The sequence below is a fragment of the Halobacillus sp. ABH2_015 genome, assembly GCF_056158945.1.
Window position 1 is genome coordinate 2,372,452 of record NZ_JBSWUG010000002.1, and the last position, 25,499, is coordinate 2,397,950.

Genomic DNA, 25,499 nt, shown 5'->3' on the forward strand with positions numbered 1-25,499 from the left:
TCTGTCAACTTTCTTTTTTATGTTTATTGAATACTTTCGGATTCTTCATATTTCGCCTTCTCCTCCTCGACGAGCTGACGACGCAGAATCTTACCAACAGCCGTCTTCGGAAGCTCATCTCTGAATTCATATAACCTCGGTACTTTAAAGGCCGCCATATGCTTCCTGCAGAATTCATTCAGTTCGTCTTCCGTAATATCGCTGTCCTGCTTTCTTACGATGAAAGCTTTGACGGTTTCCCCGCGATACGGATCCGGTACTCCGACTACAACCGCTTCCTGCACTTCGGAGTGTTCATACAGCACTTCCTCCACTTCACGCGGGTAAATGTTGTACCCACCGGCGATGATCATATCCTTTTTACGGTCCACGATATAGAAATATCCATCTTCGTTCATATAGCCCATATCCCCGGTCCGGAACCAGCCATCTTCACTCAACACCTGAGCTGTTTCCTCCGGACGGTTCCAATATCCCTTCATGACTTGAGGTCCTTTGACGACAATCTCCCCGATTTCTCCATAATCCGCTTCCTCATCCGCATCCATCTTGAAAATTTTCGAGTCTGTGTCCGGCCATGGAATACCGATGCTTCCGCTGACCCGATGGCCCCAGATAAGGTTGGAATGCGTGGTCGGTGACGTTTCAGTCAAACCGTAGCCTTCCACGAGACGGCCGCCGGTGATTTTCTCAAACTGTTCCTGCACTTCAACCGGAAGAGGCGCAGAACCACTGATGCAGGCTTCAATCGAGGATAGATCATACTTCTTCAAGTTCGGATGGTTCAACAGCGCAATATAAATGGTAGGTGCTCCAGGGAAAAGCGTCGGACGCTGTTTCTCGATGACTTTCAATACGGCTTCCGCATCGAATTTCGGCATAAGGATCATTTTGTTGCCCATCATGACCGACAAGTTCATCACCGAAGTCATGCCGTACACGTGGAAAAATGGCAGGATGGCAAGCACCCGCTCTTCTCCGTCCCTGCATTTATACAGCCATTTCTTCGCCATCTGTGTATTGACGATCAAATTGTAATGGGTCAGCATTACCCCTTTTGGAAATCCAGTCGTGCCGCCGGTATACTGCAGCAGCGCTAAATCCTCCAAAGGATCCACATCAACCGGCTTTACTTCCCGTGTGCTCTCCTTTAAGAGATGGGTCCAGAGATGGGTGTCCGTCGATTGCTCGGGCTTAACGAGAACTTGATATTGACGCTTCTGTATAAAAGGATAAATCTTATTCTTAGGAAATGGAAGGTAATCCTTAATTCCCGTCACTATGATATGTTCCAGATCTGTTTCCGGCTTCACATTCGCCGCCTTCGGATACAGGATATCGAGACAAATGATGACCTTGGCCCCAGAGTCCTTCATCTGATACTCCAGTTCCCTCTCCATATACAGCGGGTTCGTCTGAACGACAATCCCACCGGCAAGAAGCACACCGTAATACGCAACGACCGACTGCGGACAGTTGGGCAGCATGATCGAAACACGATCCCCCTTCTCCACACCCAGCTGCTGCAGGTAACTGGCTGCAGCCAGGGATTGATCGTACACTTCCTTATAGGAAAGCTCCTTCCCCATGAAATAAAGCGCTTTCTTTTCTCCGTAAGCTTGAGCGGTATCGCGCAGGTAATCCTGCAGTGGACGTTGGTCGTACTCCATTTCCACCGGTACTTCCGGCGGGTAGTACTTGTGCCATGGACGCTGAAAGTCTGTCATACTCACATGCCCCCTTTTTTATCTTCTCTTCTATTATAACGACACTTCCCCAACATTTGAAATACAATTTAAAATTTTGAGAATATTTGACAAGAATCTACAGAAAATAAAAAAATTCACCGGAGTCCGTCTCCGATGAATTCAATCGTTCTCTTCTAGTACACGATACAGCTAAATGATGAAATACAAAATACCGACTATGAGAAATAGAGCGGCAACGACCATGAGGACTTTCGCTAAGGTTTCCAAACGACTCGCTCCCTAAATAATATTCGCCCCGATCACATAGGAAAGACCGACGGATATGATAAGGGAAATAAAACCGACAGCCCTGTTGTCCGCAGCAATTTCCTCGTCTATCTTGAACGAAGGCGTTAAAAATTCAAAGATGAAATACCCGCCAATCAGAAGACAGAAGCCGTAAAGGCCCCATCCCATCGTCTGGGTGAGGGCATCATTATGTTCAATGGAGAAGCGGAATATGTTAGCGATCCCGAATAATTTCCCGCCCGTAGCCATAGCTACGGCGAGATTGCCTTTTTTTATTTCCTCCCAGTTGTTATAGGAAGTCACAATTTCAAAAATCGCCATGAATACGACCAGACACAGGACGACAACACTGTAACTGGCGGCTGTTTCCACTAATGGATGTTCCCAAAAATCAGTCATACTCGCTCCCGCTCCCCTTTTCGTTGAACATTAGCGGAGTTCCAGTACGGTGACTCCACTTCCACCTTCATTCATACCCCCTGCACGGTGGGAGGCTATGCTCCGGTGTTTTTTCGCATAGTTCTGAACCGCTGTCCGCAGCGCTCCTGTACCTTTTCCGTGAATGATGGACACTTGCGGATATGCGGCAAGCAGTGCATCATCCACATACTTCTCCAACCGGTTCAGGGCATCTTCGTAACGCTCCCCGCGCAGGTCCAGTTCTGGTTTTACATGAAAACTTTTCCCTTTGACCGTCGCCATCGGCTTTTCTTTATAAGGCTCCTTAGCTTTTACGAATTCCAGTTCTTTTCGTTTCGCTTTTACTTTCATAACTCCAACTTGAACCTGATATTCGTTTTTTCCCGTCTGATCCACGATGGTGCCCTGCTGGTTCAGTGTAAGCAGCTTCACTTCGTCACCCGGCTTCAGTTCTTTTGTTTCTTTCTTTTTAGGTGTCGGAGCTTCCTTGGCTTTTTTCTTCGCCAGTTCTGGCTGCGCCTCGTCGAACATCTTCCGGGCTTCAATCCACTCGTGCTCTTTCATCTGCGACTGGGTTTTCATATTCCGGATTTCGCCGACAATGGTTTCTGCCTCTTCACGGGCCTGCTGGATCGCTTTTTCCGCTTTCTGCTCCGCTTTTTCATACAGCTTTTCCCGCTGATTCTCGAACTGGTTCCATTTTTCCTCCAGTTCACGCTTCAGCTTCTCTGCCTCGGCGAGCATCTCTTCGGCTTCTTCATAATCGCGTTCGGCTTCACGTTTAGATTCTTCGAGAGAGGCAATCATATTTTCCACACTCTGTGAATCGACACCGATATGGCTTTTCGCAGATTCAATCACGTTTTCCTTCAGACCAAGACGTCTGGATATCTCAAAAGCGTTACTGCGTCCCGGGACGCCGATCAACAGCCGGTATGTCGGCTTCAATGTCTGGATATCAAACTCCACAGACGCATTAATGACCCCGTCCCGGTTATATCCGTAGGCTTTCAGCTCAGGATAGTGAGTCGTTGCGATGACGCGGGCATCCCGTTGAACGACCTCATCCAGGATTGACATCGCAAGAGCAGCCCCCTCCTGCGGGTCTGTTCCTGCTCCCAACTCATCGAATAAGACGAGGGATTGATGGTCGACCTTATCTAAAATATCCACGATATTGGTCATATGGGAAGAGAACGTAGATAAGCTCTGTTCGATGGACTGCTCATCCCCTATATCCGCATAAACTTCTTTGAATACCGCAAGCTCACATCCATCAAGCGCGGGGACCTGCAGGCCGGACTGAGCCATAAGCGTACATAAGCCTACCAGCTTCAGGGTGACGGTTTTACCCCCGGTGTTCGGACCGGTGATGACAATGGATGTGTAATCCTCTCCGATCTCGATATCGTTCGGGACTACTTCCTCACCGTCAATCAAGGGGTGTCTCGCCTGTTTCATCTTAATACGGCCTTCATTATTCATGGCAGGCATGGAGGCTTTCATCTGCTGTCCGAGTTTGGCTCTGGCAAACATGAAGTCGATCTGTCCAAGAATCTGTACATTGTACGACAGGACCGCGTGTTCCTCCGCAATCGATTCAGATAGTTCTTTGAGAATCTTTTCAATCTCATTTCTTTCCTTCACGCGAGCTTCCTGCAGGTTATTGTTCAAATCCACGACGGATTGAGGTTCGATAAACAAGGTGGCTCCTGAAGAAGACTGATCATGGACAATCCCTCCAATTGAGCCACGGTACTCTTGTTTGACCGGGAGGACGTAACGTTCGTTACGGATGGTCACAATGGAGTCTGAGAGCATTTTGGATTTTGATTTTGTAAAGGAATCCATTTTGTCCCTCACCCGGCTCTCATACGTACGGATGCTGGAGCGGATGGTGCGGAGTTTTTCAGAAGCCCCATCCATCACTGTTCCATGCTCGTCGATGCAGTTCCTGATTTCCTGCTCCAGTTCTTTTAATGGAACAAGACTGGCGGCCAGTTCTCTCAGAATCGGCATTTCCGGATCTTCCATATCATCTATGAAACGCTTCAGCTGACGGCCGCCGTAAATGGTGCTCGCTATATCCAGACACTCCAGCGGGCTCAGTGTTCCGCCGATGGTCGTGCGCTTGATGCTCGGCTTAATATCAAAAATCCCACCAAGAGGCACATGCCCTTTTAAACGGAGGACCTGCCCGGCTTCATCTGTTTCTTTCTGCAGCTGGATGACTTCATCAAGTTCTGATGACGGCTTGAGTGCTGCTGTTTTCTCTTTTCCCAAAGAAGAGGCTGCCTGCTCGTTCAGCTGTTCAATAATCTTTTTATATTCAAGTACATGAAGGATTCTTTGATTCATGCCTGACCGACTCCTTTTATTCCTACTTACGAATCTTACATTGGTCCATGAACCGCTCTTTCGTCCATGTGTTCACGACCGTTTCTTTTCTTAACCAGCCTTTACGGGCCGTGCCGACCCCGATTCTCATGTGCTCCAGCATAGCGTAGCTGTGAGCATCCGTGTTGATGGCGAAATTCACACCAGCTTCCTGGGCCTTCATGAGCCACTCCCAGTTCAAATCAAGACGGTTGGGGTTGGCGTTCAGCTCAAGAATGGTACCTGTGCGTGCCGCTCCTTCAATCAACTGTTCCAGATTTACCGCGTAGCCTTCACGGCGTCCAATCAAACGTCCCGTAGGGTGGGCAATCATATGCACATGCGGGTTCTCAAGGGCATTCATCAATCGTTCCATAATCTGCTCCTCGGATTGTTGGAAGCTTGAGTGGATCGATGCGATTACGAAGTCCATCTCTTGAAGAAAGTCATCCTCAAAGTCGAGGCTTCCGTCTGGGAGGATGTCCATCTCTATGCCTGCAAATATATGAAAATCTTCCATCGTTTCATTGATTTCTTCAATTTCTTTCCGCTGCTCGCGCAATCGTTTTTCATTCAAACCGTTTGCCACTCTCAAATACTTGGAGTGGTCGGTAATGACGATGTAGTCATACCCTTTTTCCTTCGCTCTTTCCGCCATTTCCTTAATGGACTGGGCGCCGTCACTCCACGTCGAGTGCATATGAAGATCGGAGCGTATATCAGGAAGATCGACAAATTGGATCTTTTCCTTAAATTTTTCAACCTCTCCATAATTCTCACGGACCTCCGGAGGAATGAAATGGAGGTCAAAATGCTTAAATAAGTCTTCCTCGGATTCAAAGGTTTTCACTTCACCCGTATGGATGTCTTCAATTCCGTACTCGCTGATTTTTTCATCCTGCTCTTTCGCCAGCTGTCTCATGGCCACGTTATGGTCTTTGGATCCGGTAAAATGATGAAGGGTGGTCGCAAATTCATGAGGCGCCACAATACGGAAGTCAATGCCGATGTCATAGCCCTCATGGACAACGATGGAAACCTTTGTTTCCCCGGAAGCGACGACTTCTTTCACGTCTGGATAAGCCAGAAGCTCATCTCTTGTTGCTGCCGGATTCTCCGACGCAATAATAAAATCAAGATCCTTGATCGTTTCTCTCATTCTCCGCAGACTTCCTGCGCGGGAAAAGCGCTCAAACGTCTCCGCCTGCTCCAAGTAAGCTTCCACCTTTTCTGCCAGCGGCAGCATGATGGCAATCGGCAGACGCTCCGGGCGGGAATTTGCCTCTTCAAGAGCTTTCAGCATTTTTTCGGCAGACTTTTTACCGAAACCTTCCAGTTCCTCCACCCTGCCGGACTCCAGTGCTTCCTTCAGCGTTTCTGCGTCCGTCACTTCAAGCTTTTGGTAGAGCTTGGCCAGCTTTTTGCCGCCCAGTCCCGGCAGGTCCAGAAGAGGAACGAGTCCTTCAGGCACTTCTGCCTGCAGCTGCTTCAGCGTATCTGATTCTTCGTTGGCGATATATTCGTCGATGACCGCCGCCGTTCCTTTCCCGATCCCATTCATCTTTGTAAAATCATCCATCTCACTCAGGGAGCGGTCATCCCGCTCCAACGCCTGGGCCGCTTTCCGGTAGGCGGATATTTTAAATGGATTTTCGCCTTTCAATTCCAAATAAACAGCGATTTGTTCCAGCAATTTAATGACCTGTTTCTTATCGACAGCCATTGTTCATCGTCTCCTTTTTATATGAGTGATGCAGATGCTCATGAAAAAACCGCCATGATTACTATCACAGCGGCTCAACCTTCATTCCAAAATCGTACCTGCTCAGCCCGCTACGTGTTCAATCCACAGATTTTCCAATTCATTGGAAAGCACCGGCGTATGTTCAATGATCAGCTGGGCTAACAGGGACCCGTCCAACGCACTCTGCACCCCGGCTACAGGTACCAGCGCGGCTATGTACAACACGACAAATAGAATGACATAGTTTTCGACGAAGCCCAGTATGCCACCCAGCAGGGTATTCAATGAATTCAAAATCGGCAGCTCCGATACGAAATCCAGCATGGAGGCTATAATATGAAGCACAATCTTCGCTCCGAAAAACAGGATGGCAAAAGCCACTGCGTTATAAAAAGCCTGTTCAAGCGGGAGGTTATCCAGAAATACAGCCCACGAGGCGTCTGCCGGCAGTTCGGGGTAGGGAACCCACAGGGTCAGCTTCGGGGAGAGATCGTCATAATAGATGACAGCTGCCACAAAGGCAACGATAAATCCGATTAAATGAAAGAGCTGAAGGATGAAACCTCTCTTCAACCCGGTAAGTATTCCGATAAACATAAGAAACAATAGCAGTAAATCAATCATTTTTTCTGTCGTCCTCTTTCTCCAGCTTTTCAATATAATTCATAAGTTCCGCACATTCGTCTTTTAATTTAATGTATTCATTCATTGTATTTACAGCGGTCAATACAGCGAGCATGGAAGTATCCAGACTAGGGTTCGCTTCATGGATTTCGCGCATTTTTTGATCCACCAGACTCGATACCATACGGATATGATGAGGCTCTTCATGACCAACTATCGTGTAAGATCGTTTATTGATCTCCACGGTGATTCTTTTTTTCTCTTGGTCTGACTGCGACACATTCATACCCCCTAGTTTCTCTCAATCCTAAACTTAATATTAACATGACTATTCTCCTTAGGGAAACCAATATGGATGTTTTTCGCAAATGTTCTCATTTTTACGCCGTTCTGCTATACTGTGGTTATTATTTTGGTACGAAAGAAAGGAACGAATTATGCCTCAAGTTGTCTTAACACTGCCCACCTCAACCTTAGAGAAAATGAAAACCTATTACGCATCCCAGAGCAAGCCGAATGTCCCTTCCAGTGCATTATTTGCTGCAAAAACAACGGCCTGCACCATTACCGCCTACCGCTCCGGGAAAGTCCTCTTCCAAGGAAAAAATCCTGAAGAAGAAGCCGACAAATGGGGGACCGGATCTTCTGCATCCGGTCAGAAGAAAAAGAGTTCCTCCCACCACCGCTATCATCCGTCAGAAAGCTTATTCACCAGCTCTCATATCGGGTCAGATGAAGCAGGAACCGGTGACTACTTCGGCCCCATCACTGTCGCTGCCGCTTATGTAACAGCGGAGCAGATTCCACAATTGAAGGCCATCGGTGTTAAGGACTCCAAAAATCTGTCAGATGCACAGATTACCGACCTGGCCAAGGACCTGGCTGCCTTAAAAATCCCATACAGTCTGCTGCGTCTGCCTAATAAAAAATACAACCAGCTGCAGAAAAAAGGATGGAGCCAGGGGAAAATGAAAACGATCCTTCACCACCAGGCCATCAACCGGCTTCTGGAAAAAATCGCCCCCGAAAAGCCGGAAGGAATTTTGATTGACCAGTTTTCCCAGCCGGATGTCTACCAAAAGCATCTGCGGTCTGAAAAACAGCAGCTTCAGGAAAACGTCTACTTCATGACGAAAGCGGAAAGCTATTCCATTGCCGTTGCAGCTGGATCGATCATTGCCCGGTCAGCTTTCGTCAAAGCGATGGACACGCTTGAATTCGATACGGGGCTGCCGATTCCAAAGGGCGCTTCAGGGAAAGTGGATAAGGCCGCTGCCGCCGTCATTAAAGCATACGGAGAAGACAAGCTCGATGAACTGGCGAAAGTCCACTTTGCCAACACCGATAAAGCGAAGAAATTTGTGAAATGACAGAGAAAACCCCCGCCGGGGCATCCCGGCGGGGGTTTTGCATTACCCGCGAAGTTCTGCTTCGTGCTTGTCTTTAACAGCAGCTAAGATTTGCTCATGGGCTTCTTCTACTTCCTGGTCTTTCAGAGTACGAACAGGATCAAGATAAAGCAGACGGAAGGCAAGGGACTTCTTGCCAGCTTCCAGATGCTCTCCCTGATAGACGTCGAACACTTGAACATCTTTCACAAGCGGCGCACCTGCTTCAGAAATCGTCGCTTCAATCGCACCTGCTGATACATCCTCGTCCACGACCAGCGCGATATCCCTTGAAACAGAAGGATGTCTCGGAATGACACGGAACGTCTCTTCTTTTTCATAAGACTGGAACAAGGCTTCAAGGTTTAGATCGAACACGTAAGTTTCTTTCAAGCCGAATTCTTTCTGCAGCTTCGGATGTACCTGACCAGCAAAGCCTGCGATACGGCCTTCATGACGGATGACAGCTGTACGGCCCGGGTGCATGGATGGCAGTTTCGCCTTTTCGTAAGTGAAGGAAAGGCCGAGCTGATCTCCAAGACCTTCGACAATGCCTTTGACGACAAAGAAGTCGACCGCTTTTTTCTCCTGCTGCCACAAATGAGATGTCCAGTCGCCGGTAAGGGCTCCTGAGGCACGCAGCATTTCGGACGGCTGTTTCGTCACTTCCTGCTCATCACTGATGAATACCGTACCTACTTCATAATAGGCCAGGTTCTCTTGTCGACGGGCAACGTTATAAGATAGGGATTCCAGCAATTCAGGCAGGATGCTCAACCTTAGATAGGCGTGATCCTCACTCATCGGCATAGCCAGACCTACAGGGCTCTCGGCTGCTTCCTCTACTTCCGGACTGACGAGCATAACGGCTTTATCTTTATGTGTCAGGGAGTACGTAATGGTTTCGTGAAGACCCGCACCTTCGAAGTATGCTTTCACGCGGCGTTTCAACTGTTGATTCACAGTGAGTCCGCCTGCCTGTGATTCTCCTTCCGGAAGGGTGAATGGCAGATTATCATAGCCGTAGATACGGGCAACTTCCTCAAGGATATCTTCAAAAATGGTGATATCGCCGCGGCGGGTTGGAATCGTTACATCAAACTGCCCGCCGTCCTGGTTGTATACAAACTGCAGACGACGGAAAATATCAGCCATTTCCTCGTTGGAAATCTCGGTACCGAGCCGGTCGTTGATCACACTCGTATGGACGGTTACCTGCTTTTCGGAACGGTCCAGCTTGTCGAAGGAAGCATTCCCTTCCAGCACACGGCCTCCGGCATACTTTTGAAGAAGCTCACAGGCACGCTTTCCGGCGCGTTCTACGCGGTTAGGGTCCACCCCTTTTTCAAAACGTGAGCTTGATTCACTGCGCAGCCCGTGGTCCTTGGAAGCTTCACGAACGACAGAAGGGGCAAAATACGCGGCTTCCAGGATGATCGTTGTCGTGTCTTCCTGGACTTCCGATTCCGCTCCGCCCATCACACCGGCGATCGCATGCGGTTTTTCCCCATTCGTTATGACCAGGTGACGGCTGTTCAATGTGCGCTCCTGGTCATCCAATGTGACGATTTTCTCCCCATCTTCCGCTCGACGTGTGCGGATGGTTTGAGAACCGAAGCGGTCATAGTCAAATGCGTGAAGGGGCTGGCCGTACTCCATTAACACGTAGTTGGTAATATCCACAACATTATTAATCGGACGGATTCCAGCAGCTGTCAGACGGTTGCGCATCCATAACGGTGATGGGCCGACCTGAACATCCTTGATGACGAAAGCGCCGTAATAAGGATTGGCCTCTGGGTCGTCTACTTCAACCGTAAGCAGATCAGATGCTTTCTCATCAATGGTTTCAACTTTTTCTTCAGCCAGTGTGTAGGCGCCGTCAATCGCAGCAGCCACTTCATAAGCCACTCCCGCCATACTCATCGCATCCGAACGGTTCGGAGTCAGTCCAAGCTCAATGATCAAATCATCAAGGTTCAGTTCAGAGACAGCGTCGGCACCGATTTCTGTATCCTCCGGGAATACGAATATCCCTTCTGCATATTCCTTAGGTACATCCTTTTCATCCACACCAAGCTCTTGAAGGGAACAGATCATCCCGTTGGAGGCTTCCCCGCGGAGCTTCGTTTTCTTAATTTTGAAGTTCCCCGGAAGGACAGCTCCCGGTACAGCGACTGCGACTTTCTGACCTTCGGCCACGTTTGGCGCGCCACATACGATCTGAAGCATTTCTTCACCAACGTCAACCTGACAGAGATTCAGTTTATCCGCATTCGGATGCTGCACACAGGATGTCACTTGTCCAACCACGACCCCCGTGACGCCCTCTGCTGCAGGCTCTACGCTTTCTACTTCAATCCCCGTTTTTGTAATGATTTCAGCCAGGTCCTCCGGAGAGTAGGCGCTGACATCAATGTATTCGTTCAACCAGTTTAAAGATACAAGCATTTTTCCATTCCTCCCTTAAGCTTTATGATACTGTTCCAAGAACCGGATATCGTTGGTATAGAAGTGACGGATATCGTCGACCCCGTATTTCAGCATGGCGATCCGTTCAGGTCCCATTCCGAAAGCAAAGCCGGAGTATTCGCTGGAATCGTAGCCGGCCATTTCCAATACGTTCGGGTGGACCATGCCCCCGCCGAGAATTTCAATCCAGCCCGTTCCCTTACAGACGGAACAGCCTTTACCACCGCACACTTTACAGGAAATATCCATCTCAACCGATGGTTCTGTGAACGGGAAGAAACTTGGACGAAGGCGGATTTCACGTTCCGCTCCGAACATCTGCTTCGCAAATGCATTCAGTACGCCTTTCAGATCACTCATGCGGACATGCTTATCTACAAGCAGACCTTCAATCTGGGTGAACTGGTGGGAGTGCGTGGCATCATCGGTGTCACGGCGGTACACTTTACCAGGACAGATCATTTTCACAGGTTCAGCACCGTTTCTTGTCCCCATCGTTCTTGCTTGTACAGGCGAGGTATGGGTACGCATCAACAACTCTTCTGTAACATAGAAGGAATCCTGCATATCACGGGCCGGGTGGCCTTTCGGCAGATTCAACGCCTCGAAGTTGTAATAATCGGTTTCTACCTCTGGTCCTTCCTTGATTTCAAAGCCCATACCGATGAATAAATCCTCAATTTCTTCTACAATGCTCGTCAACAGGTGCGGACCGCCTACGTGAACCGGACGGGCAGGAAGGGTTACATCAATGCTTTCCTCTTCCAGCTGTTTCTCAAGCGCCTCGTCCTCAAGACCTGTCTGTTTCGCTTCGATCGCTTCTGCAATGCTCTCACGCACGTCATTGGCGAGCTGTCCGATGACCGGGCGCTCTTCCTTCGATAATTTGCCCATGCCGCGGAGTACTTCCGTGATCGGTCCTTTCTTCCCTAGATACTCGACACGAATGTCTTTCAACCCTTGAATGGAATCAGCGTTCTCCACCTTCTGCAACGCTTCCTGTTTCAGCTGCTCTAAACGTTCCTTCATCAGTAATTCCTCCTTTAATGAAAATAAAAAAAGCCCCCTCCCTGTAAAAAGGGACGAGACTTGTATGGTTTGTTTCGCGGTACCACCCTTGTTGACACCTGTGGTGCCCACTTGTATGAAATAACGGACGTTCATCCGGGCCGAAACGGCCAGCTCCAGAGTGAAATTTCAACGAATGTCACGATGGCAGCACTCCCAGTCTATGGTGCTTCCTCCCTGAAACGATTCCCATTCATTTACTTTGCTCTATCTCAGCTATTGATCGATGTAATTATTAGAACTGCATTTATTATAGTCAAAGTTGCTGCTGGATGCAACCTCAGCTTTTCAAATGATACATAAGAACAGCACCCGCAATGGCAGCATTCAACGACTCCGCCTGTCCATATATCGGGATATACACATGCTGATCTGCCGCCTCGACAAGTTCTTGAGAGATGCCGCTGCCTTCATTTCCAACCACTAAAGCAACTTTCTCAGGAACCGCCAGCTCTTTATATGAGACGGCGTTCTCCAGCGCAGAGGCCCAGATTTCCACACCCCGATCCTTCAATTCGTGCACGTAAGCGCCGAGGTCTCCTGTTAAGACCGGTAAATGAAACAGAGATCCTTGAGAAGCACGGATCACTTTATCATTAAAAATATCCACAGAACCCGTACCGACAATGACCTGGTCGAAACCGGCAGCATCTGCTGTACGGATCAGTGTCCCGATATTTCCCGGATCCTGGACAGCATCCAGCATCAAAGTAAGACTTCCCGGCGTAAAAGTATAATCTTCTTTAGCGACAACCGCTGCAATTCCTTGAGGCGTTTCGGTTTCAGCAACAGCCGCAAAAACATCACGGCTGACAATCGTATAAGGAATATCATCCGGAAGTTCAATGTCCGTTTCTTCGCGGACGATCAATTCTTTAACGGTCCAGCCGCTTTTCATCACCTCTTCAAACAGATGAAACCCTTCTACAAGAAACGTACCTGTTTGATTTCTATACTTTCGTTTATGTAGTTTCTTCCAATCCTTCACTTTTGCATTTTGTAAGGAAGTGAGCATTATCGTCCCTCTTTTCCTGTTTATTTCTCATTCATCATACATAGCCGCACCACGGTTGGTCAAACTAATCATGAATAATTTTCGAATCCTATTACAAAGGAGGACTTGACGATGAATTTAAATCTGCGCGCAGCGATTCTGTCCAATGTCAGCAATCATAATGCCGAACAGCTTGAAGCCACTATTGATGATGCCCTGCAGAAGGGTGAGGAAAAAATGCTTCCCGGGCTTGGCGTATTCTTTGAAATGCTGTGGAAAGAATCCGATGAACAAGAACGCCAGGAAATTCTTGATACATTAGAACAAGGCTTAAAACAGAAATAAGCACGAAAAAAGCCAGCCCTTTACGGCTGGCTTTTTAGTATTACTGGAAGGTAATTTCTTTGACTGTATCCGCATCCAGGCCTTTAATAACTTCTACAATTAAGCGGACCGCATTTTCAAAATCATCACGGTGAAGCATAGCCGCATGAGAGTGAATATAACGCGTAGCAATCGTAATAGAAAGAGCTGGAACCCCGTCATGGCTTAAGTGGATGGCACCCGAGTCCGTTCCACCCCCGGCAAGGGAATCAAACTGATAAGGAATGTCGTTCGCATCCGCTGTATCCGTAACAAAATCACGAAGTCCTTTATGGGAAATCATAGAGGCATCGTACAGGATGATCTGCGGGCCGTCTCCCATTTTACTGGAAGCGTCTTTGTCCGATACACCCGGAGTATCCCCGGCAATACCGACATCGACACCAAAAGCAATATCCGGGTTGATCAGGTTGGCGGATGTGCGGGCACCGCGGAGACCGACCTCTTCCTGAACCGTTCCGACACCGTAAACCGTATTCGGGTGTTTTTCACCTTTCAACTGCTTCAGCACTTCAATCGCAATGGCACAGCCGATGCGGTTATCCCATGCTTTAGCCAGCAGCATTTTTTCATTTTTCATCTGTGTGAATTCAAAATATGGAACGACAGAATCTCCCGGCTTCACACCGAATTCCATTGCCTCTTCACGGCTGGAAGCGCCGATATCGATGAACATATCCTTGATTTCCACAGCCTTCTTACGCTGCTCCGCAGGCAGGATGTGCGGTGGTTTCGATCCGATCACACCGGTGAGGTCACCATTGCGTGTCATGATCGTGACACGCTGGGCGAGCATAACCTGACTCCACCATCCTCCCACGGTCTGGAAGTAAATATAGCCATGATCATCAATGCGGGTAACCATGAATCCTACCTCATCGAGGTGACCGGCAACCATAACACTCGGGCCCTTTTTATTTCCTACTTTCTTCGCAATCAGACTTCCAAGATTATCTGTGAAGACTTCATCCGCATAGGGAGTGATGTACTGCTTCATGACGTCACGGGCTTCCCTTTCGTTTCCCGGTACACCTTTCGCGTCCGTCAGATCTTTCAACATCTGCAGTGTTTCATCTTTTTTAGCCATATGTATTCAAATCCTCCTTTTTCTATCCATTGTTATTATAAACCTTTTGAAGCGATTTCACAAAAATTCTGCCATTTTGTGATCAATAGCCCTGGTCCTGTCTTTTAAAATTCACTTCATTTTTATTTATATACGCTTCTTTCAGTTCCTCTGCCGTAATTCCGATGGTCCGCCCTAAGGATACGTAGGCACGAAACAGCTTTTCGTAGTTTCCCTTCGTCTGTTCATGACGAAACGTCTCCACACTGCTGTATACGTCCAAAAATGCTTCCGTCTCTGTCACAGAACGGTCCTCTTCTTCCTGGCTGGTATAGCGGAAGCCCAGATCCAAACCAAGGGACAACAGGAAATGAACCCCATCTACATACTCTTCCTGAATGACCGATGGATCGCTCGGCCCTTTCGTACTCCAAAATTTAAAGCAGCGTGTTTCATTCGCCAGCTCCCCAAGCTCTACAAATAAGGCCAGGATTTTGGATTCGACATAAGCGCTTTTCTCCAAATTGTGCTGCTGTTCAATATAATGATCCAGTTTTTCCTGCATCTGATATAACGATTCCCAAAACATTGGTTGTCCCTCCTAAAAAAATCATCGATAATAATGTATCATTTTCTGAAACAAAAAGACATGCTGATACGTATAGGAGGCACGTACCTTCAAGGAAGGAGTCCGATGTTCATGATCATCCTTTTGTTCAGACTGCTGCTGCTTCTGGCGATAGCCTTTATTATGTACACCGCTTATAAATTCATCGTCAATCCAAGGAGAAAGCTGGATCTTGCCCGGGATAAAAAAGAATTTTACTTTCATGATAACCAGGAAGATACGAAAGAGAATTTCCTGATGACTTTGAAAGGTCATGTGTTTGAAGGGGAAAAATATTTAGGGACAACCGAAGATGCCTTTGAGGTCGTTACGATCAATGTAAGCGCCCACGACCCGAACAAGCTTCAAGGGCTCGAACGGGAGGATATATACTTTATGGAACAAGAAATCCTCCTCCGTTATCCGCATGCTTCCATCGAATGGAAGTACCCGATCAACCGGCTGATTATCCATCCCTTGAAAAATAACGATGACTTCCATTAAAACAACCCTCTGCCCTTTGCTGCAGAGGGTTGTTCTTTTATGGATTCGTCTGGAAGAAATCGTTCCATAGAAACACTTCACTTTTCTTCCGGATCATGAAACTTACACCAACAAGCGCGCCTGAAAAAGCGACCATCATCGGCAGCGAAAAAAGCGTGACCCACTGACCGACAGAGGTGTAAATAAAGGCAAGCGGAAAATTAGCAAATAAAGATGATTTCGCATAATCCTTAAAATCTGCGCTGCTCTCAATAAGACAATACGACAACAGGTGAAAGTGAATAAAAGGAACAAGACGCAGCACAGCTACCTGCTTGACGGACAGGGATGCCTGTTTTTTCATCCATCGTTCCTTGATTCCCGCCATCCTTTTCATCACCCAAGGCACCATACGGATCGTCCGGTAAAACAACAGGCTGGATATCATCGTTCCAATCACCGAGTACGCGGTACCCGCAATCGGTCCGAACAACACGCCTCCGGTTATGCAGACAAGCATGACCGGGAGAAACAAAAAAGGCCGAAGCAGATGAATTCCGATAAACAAGAGCGGCGCCCAGGCTTCCTGATGTTCCAACCATGCCAGCACTGCTGTCGTTGTCCCGCCCACGTCAATCCCCTCCCTGCCTACATCTTATGACAGGATACTCAGGTATAGAACCGCACGTACAAATACCCGGTCAACACGAGATGCGCGGCTATGAGGAATGGGAAACCGACGGCAAACGATTTATGCTTCGTCTTATGACGAAACACCTTCATCCCGAGTACTCCTCCTAATGCGCCTCCCAGCAAAGCTGCCATCCATAACTGCTTTTCAGGCACTCTCCACTTCTGTTCTCCAGCCCTCTTTTTGTCCACCCCCATCAGGATAAACAGCCAGATATTCACTCCGAAGTAATACAATCCTGCATACATCATCACCTTCACGCTCCCCTTATGTATTCGAACAGGGTATAAAAAAAGAGCCATTTCCAACCGGACGGAAATGGCTCTTTCTCATAAAATTACTTAAGAGCAGATTTTGCTTGCTCTGCAAGACTTGCGAAACCTTGGGCGTCGTTGACAGCAAGGTCAGCAAGCATCTTACGGTTCACTTCGATACCCGCAAGTTTAAGACCGTGCATAAGACGGCTGTAGGAAATGTCGTTCAAACGCGCTGCAGCGTTGATACGAGCGATCCAAAGCTTACGGAAATCGCGCTTTTTCTGACGACGGTCGCGGTAAGCGTACTGTCCTGATTTCATTACCTGCTGTTTAGCAGTTTTAAATAGTGCATGTTTTGAACCATAATAACCTTTTGCTAGTTTAAGGACACGGTTACGACGTTGACGTGTCACTGTTCCACCTTTTACTCGTGGCATGGTAATCCCTCCTAATTAAATCAGTCTTTATTAGTCTTTCGGAAGCATATGCTTGATACGGCGGTAGTCTCCTGCAGAAACCAGTGCCTCTTTACGAAGCTTACGCTTTTGCTTAGTTGATTTGTTCGCGAACAAGTGGCTTGTGAAAGCGTGGGAACGTTTCACTTTACCTGTCCCAGTTTTTTTGAAGCGTTTTTGAGAACCTTTATGGGTCTTCATTTTTGGCATGTGAATTTCCTCCTTTAAACTTGATACTTTGTCTTACTTCTCACCGAGAGGAGCAAGCATTAAGAACATGCTGCGACCTTCCATTTTAGGCTTGGTCTCAACTTGGGCGACATCTTTGCACTCTTCAGCCAGGCGTTCGAGTACTTTCTGCCCTAGTTCTTTGTGTGTGATGGCACGTCCGCGGAAACGGACAGATGCTTTCACTTTGTCACCTTTAGACAAGAACTTGCGTGCGTTACGAAGTTTTGTGTTGAAGTCGTGGTCTTCAATCCCTGGACTGAGACGCACTTCCTTCACTTTGATGACGGTTTGTTTCTTACGAGCTTCTTTTTCTTTCTTCTGCTGCTCGAAACGATATTTTCCGTAGTCCATCACTCGGCAAACCGGAGGCTTCGCATTTGGGGCCACCATAACAAGATCAAGATTTGCGTTTGCTGCAATATCAAGCGCTTCGTTACGGGATTTAACTCCAAGCTGCTCACCATTCACGTCGATCAGACGGACTTCACGGGCACGGATTTTTTCATTAACGTTCATGTTATCCTTGCTAATATCGAGCCACCTCCAAATAGTTTTAGAAAACTTATATGAGATCTGTCATCGACAAGATTCCTGCTGAAAATAAAAAAAGTGTCGGTACATATTCTGCACCCACACGTATCCTAACATTTAAGGAATTAGTGACCTGCCAACTGCTTTATCAGCGTCGATCAGGTGAGAAGCGGGTGCTCCTACTTGTCTCTAGATCCGTTCATTCAGTTACCTAAACAATAATAGCATGCCTGATGATGCATGTCAACAATCAAATGTTGTTTATCTGACTACCTAATCAAGGATAATCGAAATCAAGATAAAAATCAATCCCTTTCCTGCAAACCAATACCTGGAGAAGAAAGAAGCGGCCTCTGCCCGTGGATAACCAGCGTGAAAACAAAGCGAGATAAAATGATAAAAACCCATACCAGGATGAAAACTCACCTTGGTATGGGTTTACAAAAACGTCTCCGCTTCATCGGATTACTTTCTCAGAAGCTTCTGCTCAATTTCATTTTTGATTTCAGACTTGAATGTGTCTACAGATTTTGTAGCAGAGTCCTGTTCTCCGTATCGGCGGACGTTTACCGCATGGTCTTCGATTTCCTTATCTCCAACGACAAGCTGGAACGGGATTTTCTGCATTTGTGCTTCACGGATTTTATAGCCGATCTTTTCATTCCGCTCATCCACTTCGACACGCACACCGGCTTCCCGAAGTTCATCTTCCAGTTTTTTCGCATAATCCAGATGGACGTCGGCAGATACAGGAATGATTTTCGCCTGGACAGGGGCCAGCCATGTCGGGAAGACGCCTTTGTATTCTTCAATAAGGAAGGCAACAAAACGTTCCATCGTCGACACGACACCACGGTGAATAACGACCGGACGGTGATCGGCTCCATCCTCCCCGACATATGTCAGATCAAAGCGTTCCGGAAGGTGGAAGTCCAGCTGGACCGTCGAAAGCGTTTCGTCCTTACCAAGCGCTGTTTTCACTTGAACATCCAGTTTCGGACCGTAGAAAGCAGCTTCCCCTTCGGCTTCCACATACTCCAGTTTCATGTCTTCCATCGTTTCTTTCAGCATCCCCTGCGCTTTATCCCACATCGCATCATTGTCGATGTACTTCTCCTTATCCTCCGGGTCACGGTAGGACAGACGGAAGTAGTAATCGTTGATACCGAAATCACGGTAGACTTCCTGAACGAGACGGACTACACGCTTGAATTCATCTTTCAGCTGATCCGGGCGGGCAAAAATATGCGCATCATTCAATGTCATGGCACGCACACGCTGCAGGCCGGCAAGAGCTCCGGACATTTCATAACGGTGCATCGTACCCAGCTCAGCAATACGGACAGGCAGGTTCCGGTAGCTGTGCATCTGATTTTTATAAACCATCATATGGTGCGGGCAGTTCATCGGTCGAAGAACAAGGTCTTCGTTGTCCATTTCCATTGTCGGGAACATATCATCCTGATAGTGATCCCAGTGTCCGCTTGTTTTGTACAGGTCAACACTTCCCAGAACAGGTGTATACACGTGATCATATCCCAGGCGCTCTTCTGTATCTACAATGTAACGCTCAATCGTGCGACGAATGGTCGAGCCTTTTGGCAGCCACATTGGAAGTCCCTGACCGACCTTCTGATTGATCGTAAAGATCTCCAGTTCCTTACCGAGCTTACGGTGATCGCGTTCCTTCGCTTCTTCAAGCATCTGCAGGTATTCATCCAGATGGGCTTTTTTCTCAAAGGCCGTTCCGTAAATACGTTGAAGCATTTGGTTGTCGCTGTCCCCTCTCCAGTAGGCACCGGAAATGCTCAACAGCTTGAAAACCTTGATTTTACTTGTCTGTGGAACGTGAACGCCGCGGCAGAGATCAAAGAATTCCCCCTGCTGATAAATCGTCACCTGTTCGCCTTCAGGGATAGCTTCGATCAGTTCAAGCTTCAGCTCATCGCCGATTTCCTTATACTTTTCGATCGCTTCCTCTCTTGAAAGCTCTATGCGTTCGATTTCGTGGTTTTCATCTACAATCTTCTGCATTTCCTTTTCGATCTTCGGAAGATCTTCCGGTGTCAGGGATTCCTCCATATCGATATCATAATAAAACCCATTCTCAATGACCGGACCAACGCCAAGTTTGACGTTTCCATAAAGGCGTTTAACGGCCTGTGCCATCAGGTGGGCTGTAGAGTGGCGCACCACTTCCAAGCCTTCTGGATTTTTATAGGTAAGAATCTCAATTTCCCCATCCTGTTCAATCGGACGTCGCAGGTCGTAGGGTTCGCCGTCCAGCTTTACGGCCAGGGCCTGCTTTTTCAAGCCTGAAGAAATCGATTTAGCGATGTCTTCACCTGTAGTCCCTCTCTCAAACTCCTTGATGTTTCCGTCTGGGAACTTGATTTGAATCGCATCCGCCATGTGTAACACTCCTTTTCTAAATAAATATAAAAAAACGCCCATCCCTCAGCATAGTGCTAAGGGACGAGCGTTGTCTCTCGTGGTTCCACCCAGGTTCCCGCATCCTCGCAAGGCTGCGGCTTCATTATCCTTAACGCGGATCAGTCGCTGTCCATTACTCTGAATCATTTCACAGACAGGGCTCCAAGGTGGTAAACGATAAGCCGTTAAGAAGGAGCTTCCAGCCGATGACTCCCCTCTCTGATCATACGCCACTTTCCGTTCGTATCCTTATCAAAGCCATTGATTTAATATGTACGTATTATATCCATTTGCGAAAAGGAAATCAAGGGCTTTAAAAAGGAAATTGCGATTTGGGCTTCCAGACAGCCTTTTCCTCAAAGATATTCATCAGCAGTTCCAAATTGGAATTCTCCGCCTGATCGGAGTAAATAATGATTTCCTCTGGAGCATGGACGAGCGCCGGCGTGACCGGCCATTCAAGAGGAAGATCAGACACGGCTTCATCCGGGTACTGCTTTTGGTAGAGACGCGTCTCCGAATCACTCAGCGGATTGCCTTCATCATGGAAGTAAGTCAGTCCACGGTCATCGAGAATATGAAGAAGCTGCACCCCCGTATCCTGATGATGAACACGGTGACGCCACGAATCGACCAGCAGCTGATACGATTCCTCCTGCTTATACTCATCAATGACCTTGCCTGTGTAATCCGTCAGGCACCTGTGGACATGTGCCAGACAGCCGGCACTCAAGTCATCAAACAGGACGGTATCCCTTACATGCACGTACTCCTGTATATAGGACTTGATGTAGTGGTGAATAGGCGGAAGCCGCAGACCCGCAGGAGGATGGGAGTCAAAGTCCTGCTCAATCTCAAGAATGCGCTGAATTTCATCGGCATCCTCGAAATGATAGGAGAACCGGAGGACCCCTTCCATCCAGGCAGGAATTTTCCTTTTCCTGACAACATGATGCAGCGCACGCACGACATCCACATAGGCCGACTCCCTTGAGGAAGCATGCATCAATGTGACAGAAAAATGTTTCCCGTTCTCCTCATAAACCCACAGCTTCTGCTCGGAAACGATGGCATTATAAAACGTTTCGGCTTCCAGACGCTTGGAAAAAGATAAGTCAAACACCAGAATTCCCCCCTCATCCCGACTTTCCATCCTATGTCTATCATCAATGCTTCCCGGAAGCATAGAAAATATCATCAAGACCGGCTCGTCTTTTCTTTGTTATATTTATGAGAGGGATAGGTAAATCATGTCACTGACCTTCCTGTTCGCAAAGATTTATGAACGTCTGTTCTGACCGCCGACATAAACCGTTTCACTCAGCTGTTTGATCCGTTCGGTAATCCGCTTGGCTTTCACTTGTTCCACATCGCCGCGGCTGCTTGTCATCAACACTTTTTCAAGTTCGTTCAGCGTATAGTTGGACGTAAAAAAGACGGGCAGACGCTCCATCATCCGATAGTGCAGGATACTGCCTAATATCTCATCCCTGAACCAGGCCGACTGGGATTCTGCTCCGATATCGTCCAGCATTAACACCGGCGTTTCCTTAAAGGCGGTAATTTTATCATTGAGGGAATCATCTTTGATGGATGATTTCATTTCCCTTACAAATTCAGGCATATAAATGATCATCGATGGGATCTGCTTGTCACTGAGAGCATTGGCAATGGCCCCGAGGAAATACGTTTTCCCTACACCGAACGGTCCATGGAAATACAGGCCTTTTGCAGGAAGCTCATCCCCGAGCGTTTCAATGTACTGGACGGTTTGCGCTACCGCCCCTCCGCGGTCGGGGTCTTCCAGATCCATTCGTTCCAGCGATGCTTCCAGGATTTCTCTCGGCATATGCAGGCTGCTTACCAATGATTTCTGATACGACTGCTGTTCCTGTGAACGCTGGCGTCTGCATTTATCATAAATCAGTTTGATGTCGGTTCCCTCCACCTCCAACGATGGAACGTATCCGGGCAGGATGTTGATACACCCCTCCCTCGACGGACATTTTTCGCAGTTTTTCGATTGGGTCTGGTATTCATAAAGCTTGATCAAATGCTTCTCCACCGCTTTTTCATCCAGGCCTTCATTTTCATGCATCAGACGCTGGACTTCAGCAGAGCCCAGGACTTCCGCTTTCATTTGATTGTAGCGCTGCTGAAACTGCTTGTTATCTTTCATCCATTTTTTCAACGATTGCTGAATGGGCTCCATTCCATTCACCCCTTACTCTAGTTTCCTCTATTGGTCAGCCTCGCGATTCTGGCTGCGATATCTTCTTTATCGACCTGAGGCTCAGCAGACGCGGCGGCAGGCTGCTTCTCTTCCTGTTTATTAAACCAGACAGGAATAACTTCGTCTTTTTGGGAAGTCCGCTTCTGTGTTTTCTGACGGCCCCACTGCTGATATTTCTGATGTTCTGCCTTGGCCAGATTCATGGCCTGGCGCACAGTGGTCACGTTTTTACGCGCCCAATGACTGGCGATTTTTTCCATGTAGGATTTCGACAGTTTCATATCCGTTTTCAACATCACATAATGGACAAGCACGTTCATAACCCCAGCTGTGATGCCTTGTTCGGTCATAACATCCCGGATCAGCTTCAAATCCTGTTCCGAGGCACGGTTGCCATTGGACAAATCCTCAAGGAGCTCCCTCGGAGAAATCTGCTCGAGCATTTCAACAAACTGGTCTTCCTTGGATCCTGTCGTCTCTTTTTCCATGGAGGCCCATTTCTCACGATCATCGACAGAGGCGGGCTGTACATTTTTTTCTTCTTTCATAAAATCGTGACAGGCAGCCTTAAACTCTTCCTCGACCAAGCAGTGATTTTCATCTATAGCCCATGTCACCGCTTTTTCCAATTCCACGTTGGACAAATCATACAACGTCGCCAGCTGAATGATCAGTTTCTTATTCCGCCCCGTCAAAATCCGTTCACTTGGATACATTCTCTTCTGAAGGGCTTGGCGGAGCCAGGTGAAATCGACGCGGCTTTCCGAGGTTCGTGGACCGCGGTATTCCTGAAAACGCTTCTGCTCCGCAATCACTTCGGTTTCCCTCTGCACAGACTCTATCATTTTATGATGAAACACTTCGTCGAAAGAAGCCGTGATTTCTTCATATCCTTCCACCGAAGGCTCAGGCTTAACAAATCGGCTTTTTACCTGTTCATACTTCTCCTGACCCAACTCATGGGTCAGGAGAAGCGCGAGCATGTCATCCTGGAAAAATTCCTCCGGCGTAAAAGGGGGATGGACCGCATATATATAGACGGTCTGATCGCTCTCTTCGTTCGACCGAAACGTTCTCAGCAATCCAAGAGCCTCCAGCCTCCCCCTGGCTTCATAAATTTTATCCAGAGGAGCGGAAAGGTAAGCCATCAATGAATGGTGGGTCTGAACCGTATCCTGATCCGCAAGATCCGCTTCAGAAAGCAGTATATGGTAGAGAGATACAGCCAGACGTCCAACAATCGGTTGGTATAGATGGGATAACGAACGATGAAAATTTCGAGGCATTTCTCCGCCGTTCCTGATTTTAAAACCGTCTACAGGCAGCAGTCTGCCAATGGAATGATTCATCGTCTACACCTCCTTCGTTCATCCAAATCTATGAAAAAGAAAATGAGCCGGCTCAGGCTCATTCGTCATGATCATCTTTAATTAATTCCTTCAATTCGTCAATAAATACGTTTATATCCTTAAACTGCCGGTAAACGGACGCAAACCGGACGTAGGCCACTTCATCAACTTCGGAGAGACGGCCCATGACCATTTCACCGATATCCTCACTCAGCACTTCTGAAACGCCGCGGTTCCTCAGTTCCTTTTCAATATCAAGCGTAACGGCTTCAAGCTTTTCCACTTCAACCGGACGCTTTTCACAGGCTCTGATCAACCCACGCATCAACTTTTCCCTGCTGAATTCCTCCCGCGTTCCCTCTTTTTTCACGACAATCAGAGGGACCTCTTCAATCCGCTCAAACGTTGTAAAACGAAAGCCGCACTGTTCACACTCTCTCCGTCTTCTGATTGTCTGACCTTCCTCTATTGGTCTTGAATCGAGCACTTTCGTGCTTTTGTAGTGACAGTTTGGACACTTCACCTTTGATCAACTCCACATCGTCTTCGTTTCATCATCTGATCATCCGGGATCCACAGCTGTAAACTGCCGGTCCAGCTGTTCATAGAACTGCACGATCAGATTACGGCTGTAGCCGAAATCCACAGGGCCTCCTGAATCAGTGGTGACCGAAAAGTCCACGGCCGTGCGGAACGGACGGACCATAATAATTGTTGCGACAACAAACGCCCGCCGCTTTCCTCTATAAGTGATCGTCAGTTCTCCGCGCTCCCTGGAGACGGCTTTGATCTCAGATGGTGAAGGGAACATTTCTTCCACGGCGCGGAAAACCTCATCATGCTTGGCTTTGTAATAGTGTGTGATAAGGGCCGTGTCCTTATGCTGTTCACTGGTTTCGGAATGAGTGCTGAGATACCTGGAAATAAATGCTTTCACTAATCTGACTCCTTCAGTCCATTCGACATAATCTTAATTTATTTTAACATGACTTTAAAAAATTAGAAACGGTTTTACAGAAGGAGAGGGCAGACAGCCTGATCCAATAGGTAAGCAGAAAAAAAAGCCATGCAGAACCTTCTGCATGACTTTCTCGTTTTGTGCGTTTACAGAGCACGGGCTTCCTTGACTTCTACAGGACCCATTCCTCTTGGTACTTCAACCGTTTCATTCCGGCCGGCTTCCAAAGCTTCCACAATGTAGTGCGCAGCTACATTCGGATCGATCCGGTCTCCACACGTATACACGTCAATGCTTGCATATCCGTGCTCCGGGAAGCTGTGTATCGTCAGATGTGACTCTGAAATGATAACAACTCCACTAACACCGTGAGGGGCAAACTTGTGAAAAGCCACCTCTCTCACTTCTGCACCGGCTTTCAGTGCAGCATCAACAAAAACCTGTTCTATATACGACATATCGTTCAATTTTGATTCATTACAATCCCATAATTCAGCAATTACGTGTCTTCCCATTGTATCCATAACGGATCCCCCTTTGTACATTAACTTCTTCCCCTCTGAAATTGCGGCCATGTACTACCACGGGGGAAAGTTAGTCCTGAGAGGTCCTAACCCTTTGAGTAGACATGAAGATTTTTGAAATTCAGAAGTTCAAAAGAAAGTATAAAGGGTTTATCCCGTTTTTGCAAGATATATTTAAGAAGCCTGAAAAGGGCCGTGAAGAGTCTTCACCTGG

General features: G+C 47.7%; 26 protein-coding genes and 1 other annotated feature. Of the genes, 3 read left to right on the forward strand and 23 right to left on the reverse strand.

Annotation, left to right across the window (positions count from 1 at the left end; all coding sequences use genetic code 11):
• Positions 1-23 precede the first annotated feature (23 nt).
• From ACXAD6_RS12630 to zapA, 6 genes are all read right to left on the reverse strand, one after another.
• Positions 24-1,727: a long-chain-fatty-acid--CoA ligase gene (locus ACXAD6_RS12630; RefSeq protein WP_474969151.1), complete on the reverse strand. Its 1,704-nt coding sequence runs from the start codon at positions 1,725-1,727 to the stop codon at positions 24-26.
• Between the two features lie 261 nt (positions 1,728-1,988).
• The gene (locus tag ACXAD6_RS12635) at positions 1,989-2,396 is read right to left on the reverse strand and encodes a DUF350 domain-containing protein (RefSeq protein ID WP_474969152.1); all 408 of its coding nucleotides are present in this window, start codon (positions 2,394-2,396) and stop codon (positions 1,989-1,991) included.
• A 30-nt stretch (positions 2,397-2,426) separates the two neighbouring features.
• Positions 2,427-4,775: an endonuclease MutS2 gene (locus ACXAD6_RS12640; RefSeq protein WP_474969153.1), complete on the reverse strand. Its 2,349-nt coding sequence runs from the start codon at positions 4,773-4,775 to the stop codon at positions 2,427-2,429.
• Positions 4,776-4,797: 22 nt separating this feature from the next.
• A complete protein-coding gene (gene polX / locus ACXAD6_RS12645; protein WP_474969154.1) occupies positions 4,798-6,516 on the reverse strand; it encodes a DNA polymerase/3'-5' exonuclease PolX in 1,719 nt (572 codons plus the stop codon).
• Between the two features lie 102 nt (positions 6,517-6,618).
• On the reverse strand, positions 6,619-7,161 hold the full coding sequence (locus tag ACXAD6_RS12650) for a CvpA family protein (RefSeq protein WP_474969155.1): 543 nt from the start codon (positions 7,159-7,161) through the stop codon (positions 6,619-6,621).
• Positions 7,154-7,447, reverse strand: a complete 294-nt coding sequence (gene zapA / locus ACXAD6_RS12655; protein ID WP_474969156.1) for a cell division protein ZapA — start codon at positions 7,445-7,447, stop codon at positions 7,154-7,156. Before zapA ends, ACXAD6_RS12650 begins: the two co-directional genes overlap by 8 nt.
• 151 nt (positions 7,448-7,598) lie before the next feature.
• On the opposite strand from zapA, the gene rnhC reads away from it, so the two are divergent.
• Positions 7,599-8,531, forward strand: a complete 933-nt coding sequence (gene rnhC / locus ACXAD6_RS12660; RefSeq protein ID WP_474969157.1) for a ribonuclease HIII — start codon at positions 7,599-7,601, stop codon at positions 8,529-8,531.
• 42 nt (positions 8,532-8,573) lie between these two features.
• On the opposite strand, the gene pheT is transcribed toward rnhC, so the two are convergent.
• The 3 genes from pheT to ACXAD6_RS12675 all read right to left on the reverse strand — a co-directional run bounded on the left by pheT (position 8,574) and on the right by ACXAD6_RS12675 (position 13,104).
• The gene (gene pheT / locus ACXAD6_RS12665; protein WP_474969158.1) at positions 8,574-11,000 is read right to left on the reverse strand and encodes a phenylalanine--tRNA ligase subunit beta; all 2,427 of its coding nucleotides are present in this window, start codon (positions 10,998-11,000) and stop codon (positions 8,574-8,576) included.
• Positions 11,001-11,015: 15 nt separating this feature from the next.
• Positions 11,016-12,050 carry a phenylalanine--tRNA ligase subunit alpha gene (gene pheS / locus ACXAD6_RS12670; RefSeq protein WP_474969160.1) on the reverse strand — a complete coding sequence of 345 codons (1,035 nt, stop codon included), beginning with the start codon at positions 12,048-12,050 and terminating at the stop codon, positions 11,016-11,018.
• Between the two features lie 319 nt (positions 12,051-12,369).
• On the reverse strand, positions 12,370-13,104 hold the full coding sequence (locus ACXAD6_RS12675; protein WP_474969161.1) for a TrmH family RNA methyltransferase: 735 nt from the start codon (positions 13,102-13,104) through the stop codon (positions 12,370-12,372).
• A 111-nt stretch (positions 13,105-13,215) separates the two neighbouring features.
• Between ACXAD6_RS12675 and sspI the strand changes: the two genes are divergently transcribed.
• Positions 13,216-13,428, forward strand: a complete 213-nt coding sequence (gene sspI, locus ACXAD6_RS12680; protein WP_474969163.1) for a small acid-soluble spore protein SspI — start codon at positions 13,216-13,218, stop codon at positions 13,426-13,428.
• Between the two features lie 40 nt (positions 13,429-13,468).
• Here the strand turns inward: sspI and ACXAD6_RS12685 are convergent, their stop codons facing one another.
• Both ACXAD6_RS12685 and ACXAD6_RS12690 read right to left on the reverse strand, forming a co-directional pair.
• Positions 13,469-14,554: a M42 family metallopeptidase gene (locus ACXAD6_RS12685; protein ID WP_027955188.1), complete on the reverse strand. Its 1,086-nt coding sequence runs from the start codon at positions 14,552-14,554 to the stop codon at positions 13,469-13,471.
• Positions 14,555-14,636: 82 nt separating this feature from the next.
• Positions 14,637-15,122, reverse strand: coding sequence for a dUTP diphosphatase (locus tag ACXAD6_RS12690; protein WP_474969164.1), 486 nt, complete (start codon positions 15,120-15,122; stop codon positions 14,637-14,639).
• Positions 15,123-15,233: 111 nt separating this feature from the next.
• Here ACXAD6_RS12690 and ACXAD6_RS12695 point away from each other — a divergent pair, with 111 nt between their 5' ends.
• The gene (locus ACXAD6_RS12695) at positions 15,234-15,644 is read left to right on the forward strand and encodes a sigma-w pathway protein ysdB (RefSeq protein WP_474970425.1); all 411 of its coding nucleotides are present in this window, start codon (positions 15,234-15,236) and stop codon (positions 15,642-15,644) included.
• Between the two features lie 37 nt (positions 15,645-15,681).
• On the opposite strand, the gene ACXAD6_RS12700 is transcribed toward ACXAD6_RS12695, so the two are convergent.
• The 12 genes from ACXAD6_RS12700 to speD all read right to left on the reverse strand — a co-directional run bounded on the left by ACXAD6_RS12700 (position 15,682) and on the right by speD (position 25,285).
• The gene (locus ACXAD6_RS12700; RefSeq protein ID WP_051254684.1) at positions 15,682-16,254 is read right to left on the reverse strand and encodes a TVP38/TMEM64 family protein; all 573 of its coding nucleotides are present in this window, start codon (positions 16,252-16,254) and stop codon (positions 15,682-15,684) included.
• A gap of 38 nt (positions 16,255-16,292) precedes the next feature.
• The gene (locus ACXAD6_RS12705; protein WP_474970426.1) at positions 16,293-16,565 is read right to left on the reverse strand and encodes a DUF1294 domain-containing protein; all 273 of its coding nucleotides are present in this window, start codon (positions 16,563-16,565) and stop codon (positions 16,293-16,295) included.
• Positions 16,566-16,651: 86 nt separating this feature from the next.
• Positions 16,652-17,008, reverse strand: coding sequence for a 50S ribosomal protein L20 (gene rplT / locus ACXAD6_RS12710; protein ID WP_160836316.1), 357 nt, complete (start codon positions 17,006-17,008; stop codon positions 16,652-16,654).
• Positions 17,009-17,038: 30 nt separating this feature from the next.
• A complete protein-coding gene (gene rpmI, locus ACXAD6_RS12715) occupies positions 17,039-17,236 on the reverse strand; it encodes a 50S ribosomal protein L35 (RefSeq protein WP_027955182.1) in 198 nt (65 codons plus the stop codon).
• Between the two features lie 33 nt (positions 17,237-17,269).
• Positions 17,270-17,773 carry a translation initiation factor IF-3 gene (infC, locus tag ACXAD6_RS12720; RefSeq protein WP_160836317.1) on the reverse strand — a complete coding sequence of 168 codons (504 nt, stop codon included), beginning with the start codon at positions 17,771-17,773 and terminating at the stop codon, positions 17,270-17,272.
• Between the two features lie 81 nt (positions 17,774-17,854).
• Positions 17,855-17,979, reverse strand: a sequence feature (ribosomal protein L20 leader region).
• Between the two features lie 274 nt (positions 17,980-18,253).
• Positions 18,254-20,200, reverse strand: a complete 1,947-nt coding sequence (gene thrS, locus ACXAD6_RS12725; protein WP_474969165.1) for a threonine--tRNA ligase — start codon at positions 20,198-20,200, stop codon at positions 18,254-18,256.
• A gap of 334 nt (positions 20,201-20,534) precedes the next feature.
• Positions 20,535-21,344 (reverse strand): sporulation protein YtxC, encoded by an 810-nt coding sequence (gene ytxC, locus ACXAD6_RS12730; protein ID WP_474969166.1) that lies wholly within the window; start codon positions 21,342-21,344, stop codon positions 20,535-20,537.
• Positions 21,345-21,500: 156 nt separating this feature from the next.
• Positions 21,501-22,433, reverse strand: a complete 933-nt coding sequence (gene dnaI, locus ACXAD6_RS12735; RefSeq protein ID WP_474969167.1) for a primosomal protein DnaI — start codon at positions 22,431-22,433, stop codon at positions 21,501-21,503.
• A 17-nt stretch (positions 22,434-22,450) separates the two neighbouring features.
• Positions 22,451-23,803, reverse strand: coding sequence for a replication initiation and membrane attachment family protein (locus ACXAD6_RS12740; protein ID WP_474969168.1), 1,353 nt, complete (start codon positions 23,801-23,803; stop codon positions 22,451-22,453).
• Between the two features lie 58 nt (positions 23,804-23,861).
• Entirely contained in the window at positions 23,862-24,326 is a 465-nt protein-coding gene (gene nrdR, locus ACXAD6_RS12745) for a transcriptional regulator NrdR (RefSeq protein ID WP_027955176.1), read from the reverse strand.
• Between the two features lie 39 nt (positions 24,327-24,365).
• Positions 24,366-24,740, reverse strand: coding sequence for a cytosolic protein (locus tag ACXAD6_RS12750; protein ID WP_474969169.1), 375 nt, complete (start codon positions 24,738-24,740; stop codon positions 24,366-24,368).
• Positions 24,741-24,907: 167 nt separating this feature from the next.
• Positions 24,908-25,285, reverse strand: coding sequence for an adenosylmethionine decarboxylase (gene speD / locus ACXAD6_RS12755; protein ID WP_027955174.1), 378 nt, complete (start codon positions 25,283-25,285; stop codon positions 24,908-24,910).
• Positions 25,286-25,499 lie beyond the last annotated feature (214 nt).

Excerpts from the sequence above, each read along its gene's own strand:
- ACXAD6_RS12630 (WP_474969151.1), bottom strand. The coding sequence starts at position 1,727 with ATGACAGACTTTCAGCGTCCATGGCACAAGTACTACCCGCCGGAAGTA.
- ACXAD6_RS12635 (WP_474969152.1), bottom strand. The coding sequence starts at position 2,396 with ATGACTGATTTTTGGGAACATCCATTAGTGGAAACAGCCGCCAGTTAC.
- ACXAD6_RS12640 (WP_474969153.1), bottom strand. The coding sequence starts at position 4,775 with ATGAATCAAAGAATCCTTCATGTACTTGAATATAAAAAGATTATTGAA.
- polX (WP_474969154.1), bottom strand. The coding sequence starts at position 6,516 with ATGGCTGTCGATAAGAAACAGGTCATTAAATTGCTGGAACAAATCGCT.
- ACXAD6_RS12650 (WP_474969155.1), bottom strand. The coding sequence starts at position 7,161 with ATGATTGATTTACTGCTATTGTTTCTTATGTTTATCGGAATACTTACC.
- zapA (WP_474969156.1), bottom strand. The coding sequence starts at position 7,447 with ATGAATGTGTCGCAGTCAGACCAAGAGAAAAAAAGAATCACCGTGGAG.
- rnhC (WP_474969157.1), top strand. The coding sequence starts at position 7,599 with ATGCCTCAAGTTGTCTTAACACTGCCCACCTCAACCTTAGAGAAAATG.
- pheT (WP_474969158.1), bottom strand. The coding sequence starts at position 11,000 with ATGCTTGTATCTTTAAACTGGTTGAACGAATACATTGATGTCAGCGCC.
- pheS (WP_474969160.1), bottom strand. The coding sequence starts at position 12,050 with ATGAAGGAACGTTTAGAGCAGCTGAAACAGGAAGCGTTGCAGAAGGTG.
- ACXAD6_RS12675 (WP_474969161.1), bottom strand. The coding sequence starts at position 13,104 with ATGCTCACTTCCTTACAAAATGCAAAAGTGAAGGATTGGAAGAAACTA.
- sspI (WP_474969163.1), top strand. The coding sequence starts at position 13,216 with ATGAATTTAAATCTGCGCGCAGCGATTCTGTCCAATGTCAGCAATCAT.
- ACXAD6_RS12685 (WP_027955188.1), bottom strand. The coding sequence starts at position 14,554 with ATGGCTAAAAAAGATGAAACACTGCAGATGTTGAAAGATCTGACGGAC.
- ACXAD6_RS12690 (WP_474969164.1), bottom strand. The coding sequence starts at position 15,122 with ATGTTTTGGGAATCGTTATATCAGATGCAGGAAAAACTGGATCATTAT.
- ACXAD6_RS12695 (WP_474970425.1), top strand. The coding sequence starts at position 15,234 with ATGATCATCCTTTTGTTCAGACTGCTGCTGCTTCTGGCGATAGCCTTT.
- ACXAD6_RS12705 (WP_474970426.1), bottom strand. The coding sequence starts at position 16,565 with ATGATGTATGCAGGATTGTATTACTTCGGAGTGAATATCTGGCTGTTT.
- rplT (WP_160836316.1), bottom strand. The coding sequence starts at position 17,008 with ATGCCACGAGTAAAAGGTGGAACAGTGACACGTCAACGTCGTAACCGT.
- rpmI (WP_027955182.1), bottom strand. The coding sequence starts at position 17,236 with ATGCCAAAAATGAAGACCCATAAAGGTTCTCAAAAACGCTTCAAAAAA.
- infC (WP_160836317.1), bottom strand. The coding sequence starts at position 17,773 with ATGAACGTTAATGAAAAAATCCGTGCCCGTGAAGTCCGTCTGATCGAC.
- thrS (WP_474969165.1), bottom strand. The coding sequence starts at position 20,200 with ATGGCGGATGCGATTCAAATCAAGTTCCCAGACGGAAACATCAAGGAG.
- dnaI (WP_474969167.1), bottom strand. The coding sequence starts at position 22,433 with ATGGAGCCCATTCAGCAATCGTTGAAAAAATGGATGAAAGATAACAAG.
- ACXAD6_RS12740 (WP_474969168.1), bottom strand. The coding sequence starts at position 23,803 with ATGAATCATTCCATTGGCAGACTGCTGCCTGTAGACGGTTTTAAAATC.
- speD (WP_027955174.1), bottom strand. The coding sequence starts at position 25,285 with ATGGATACAATGGGAAGACACGTAATTGCTGAATTATGGGATTGTAAT.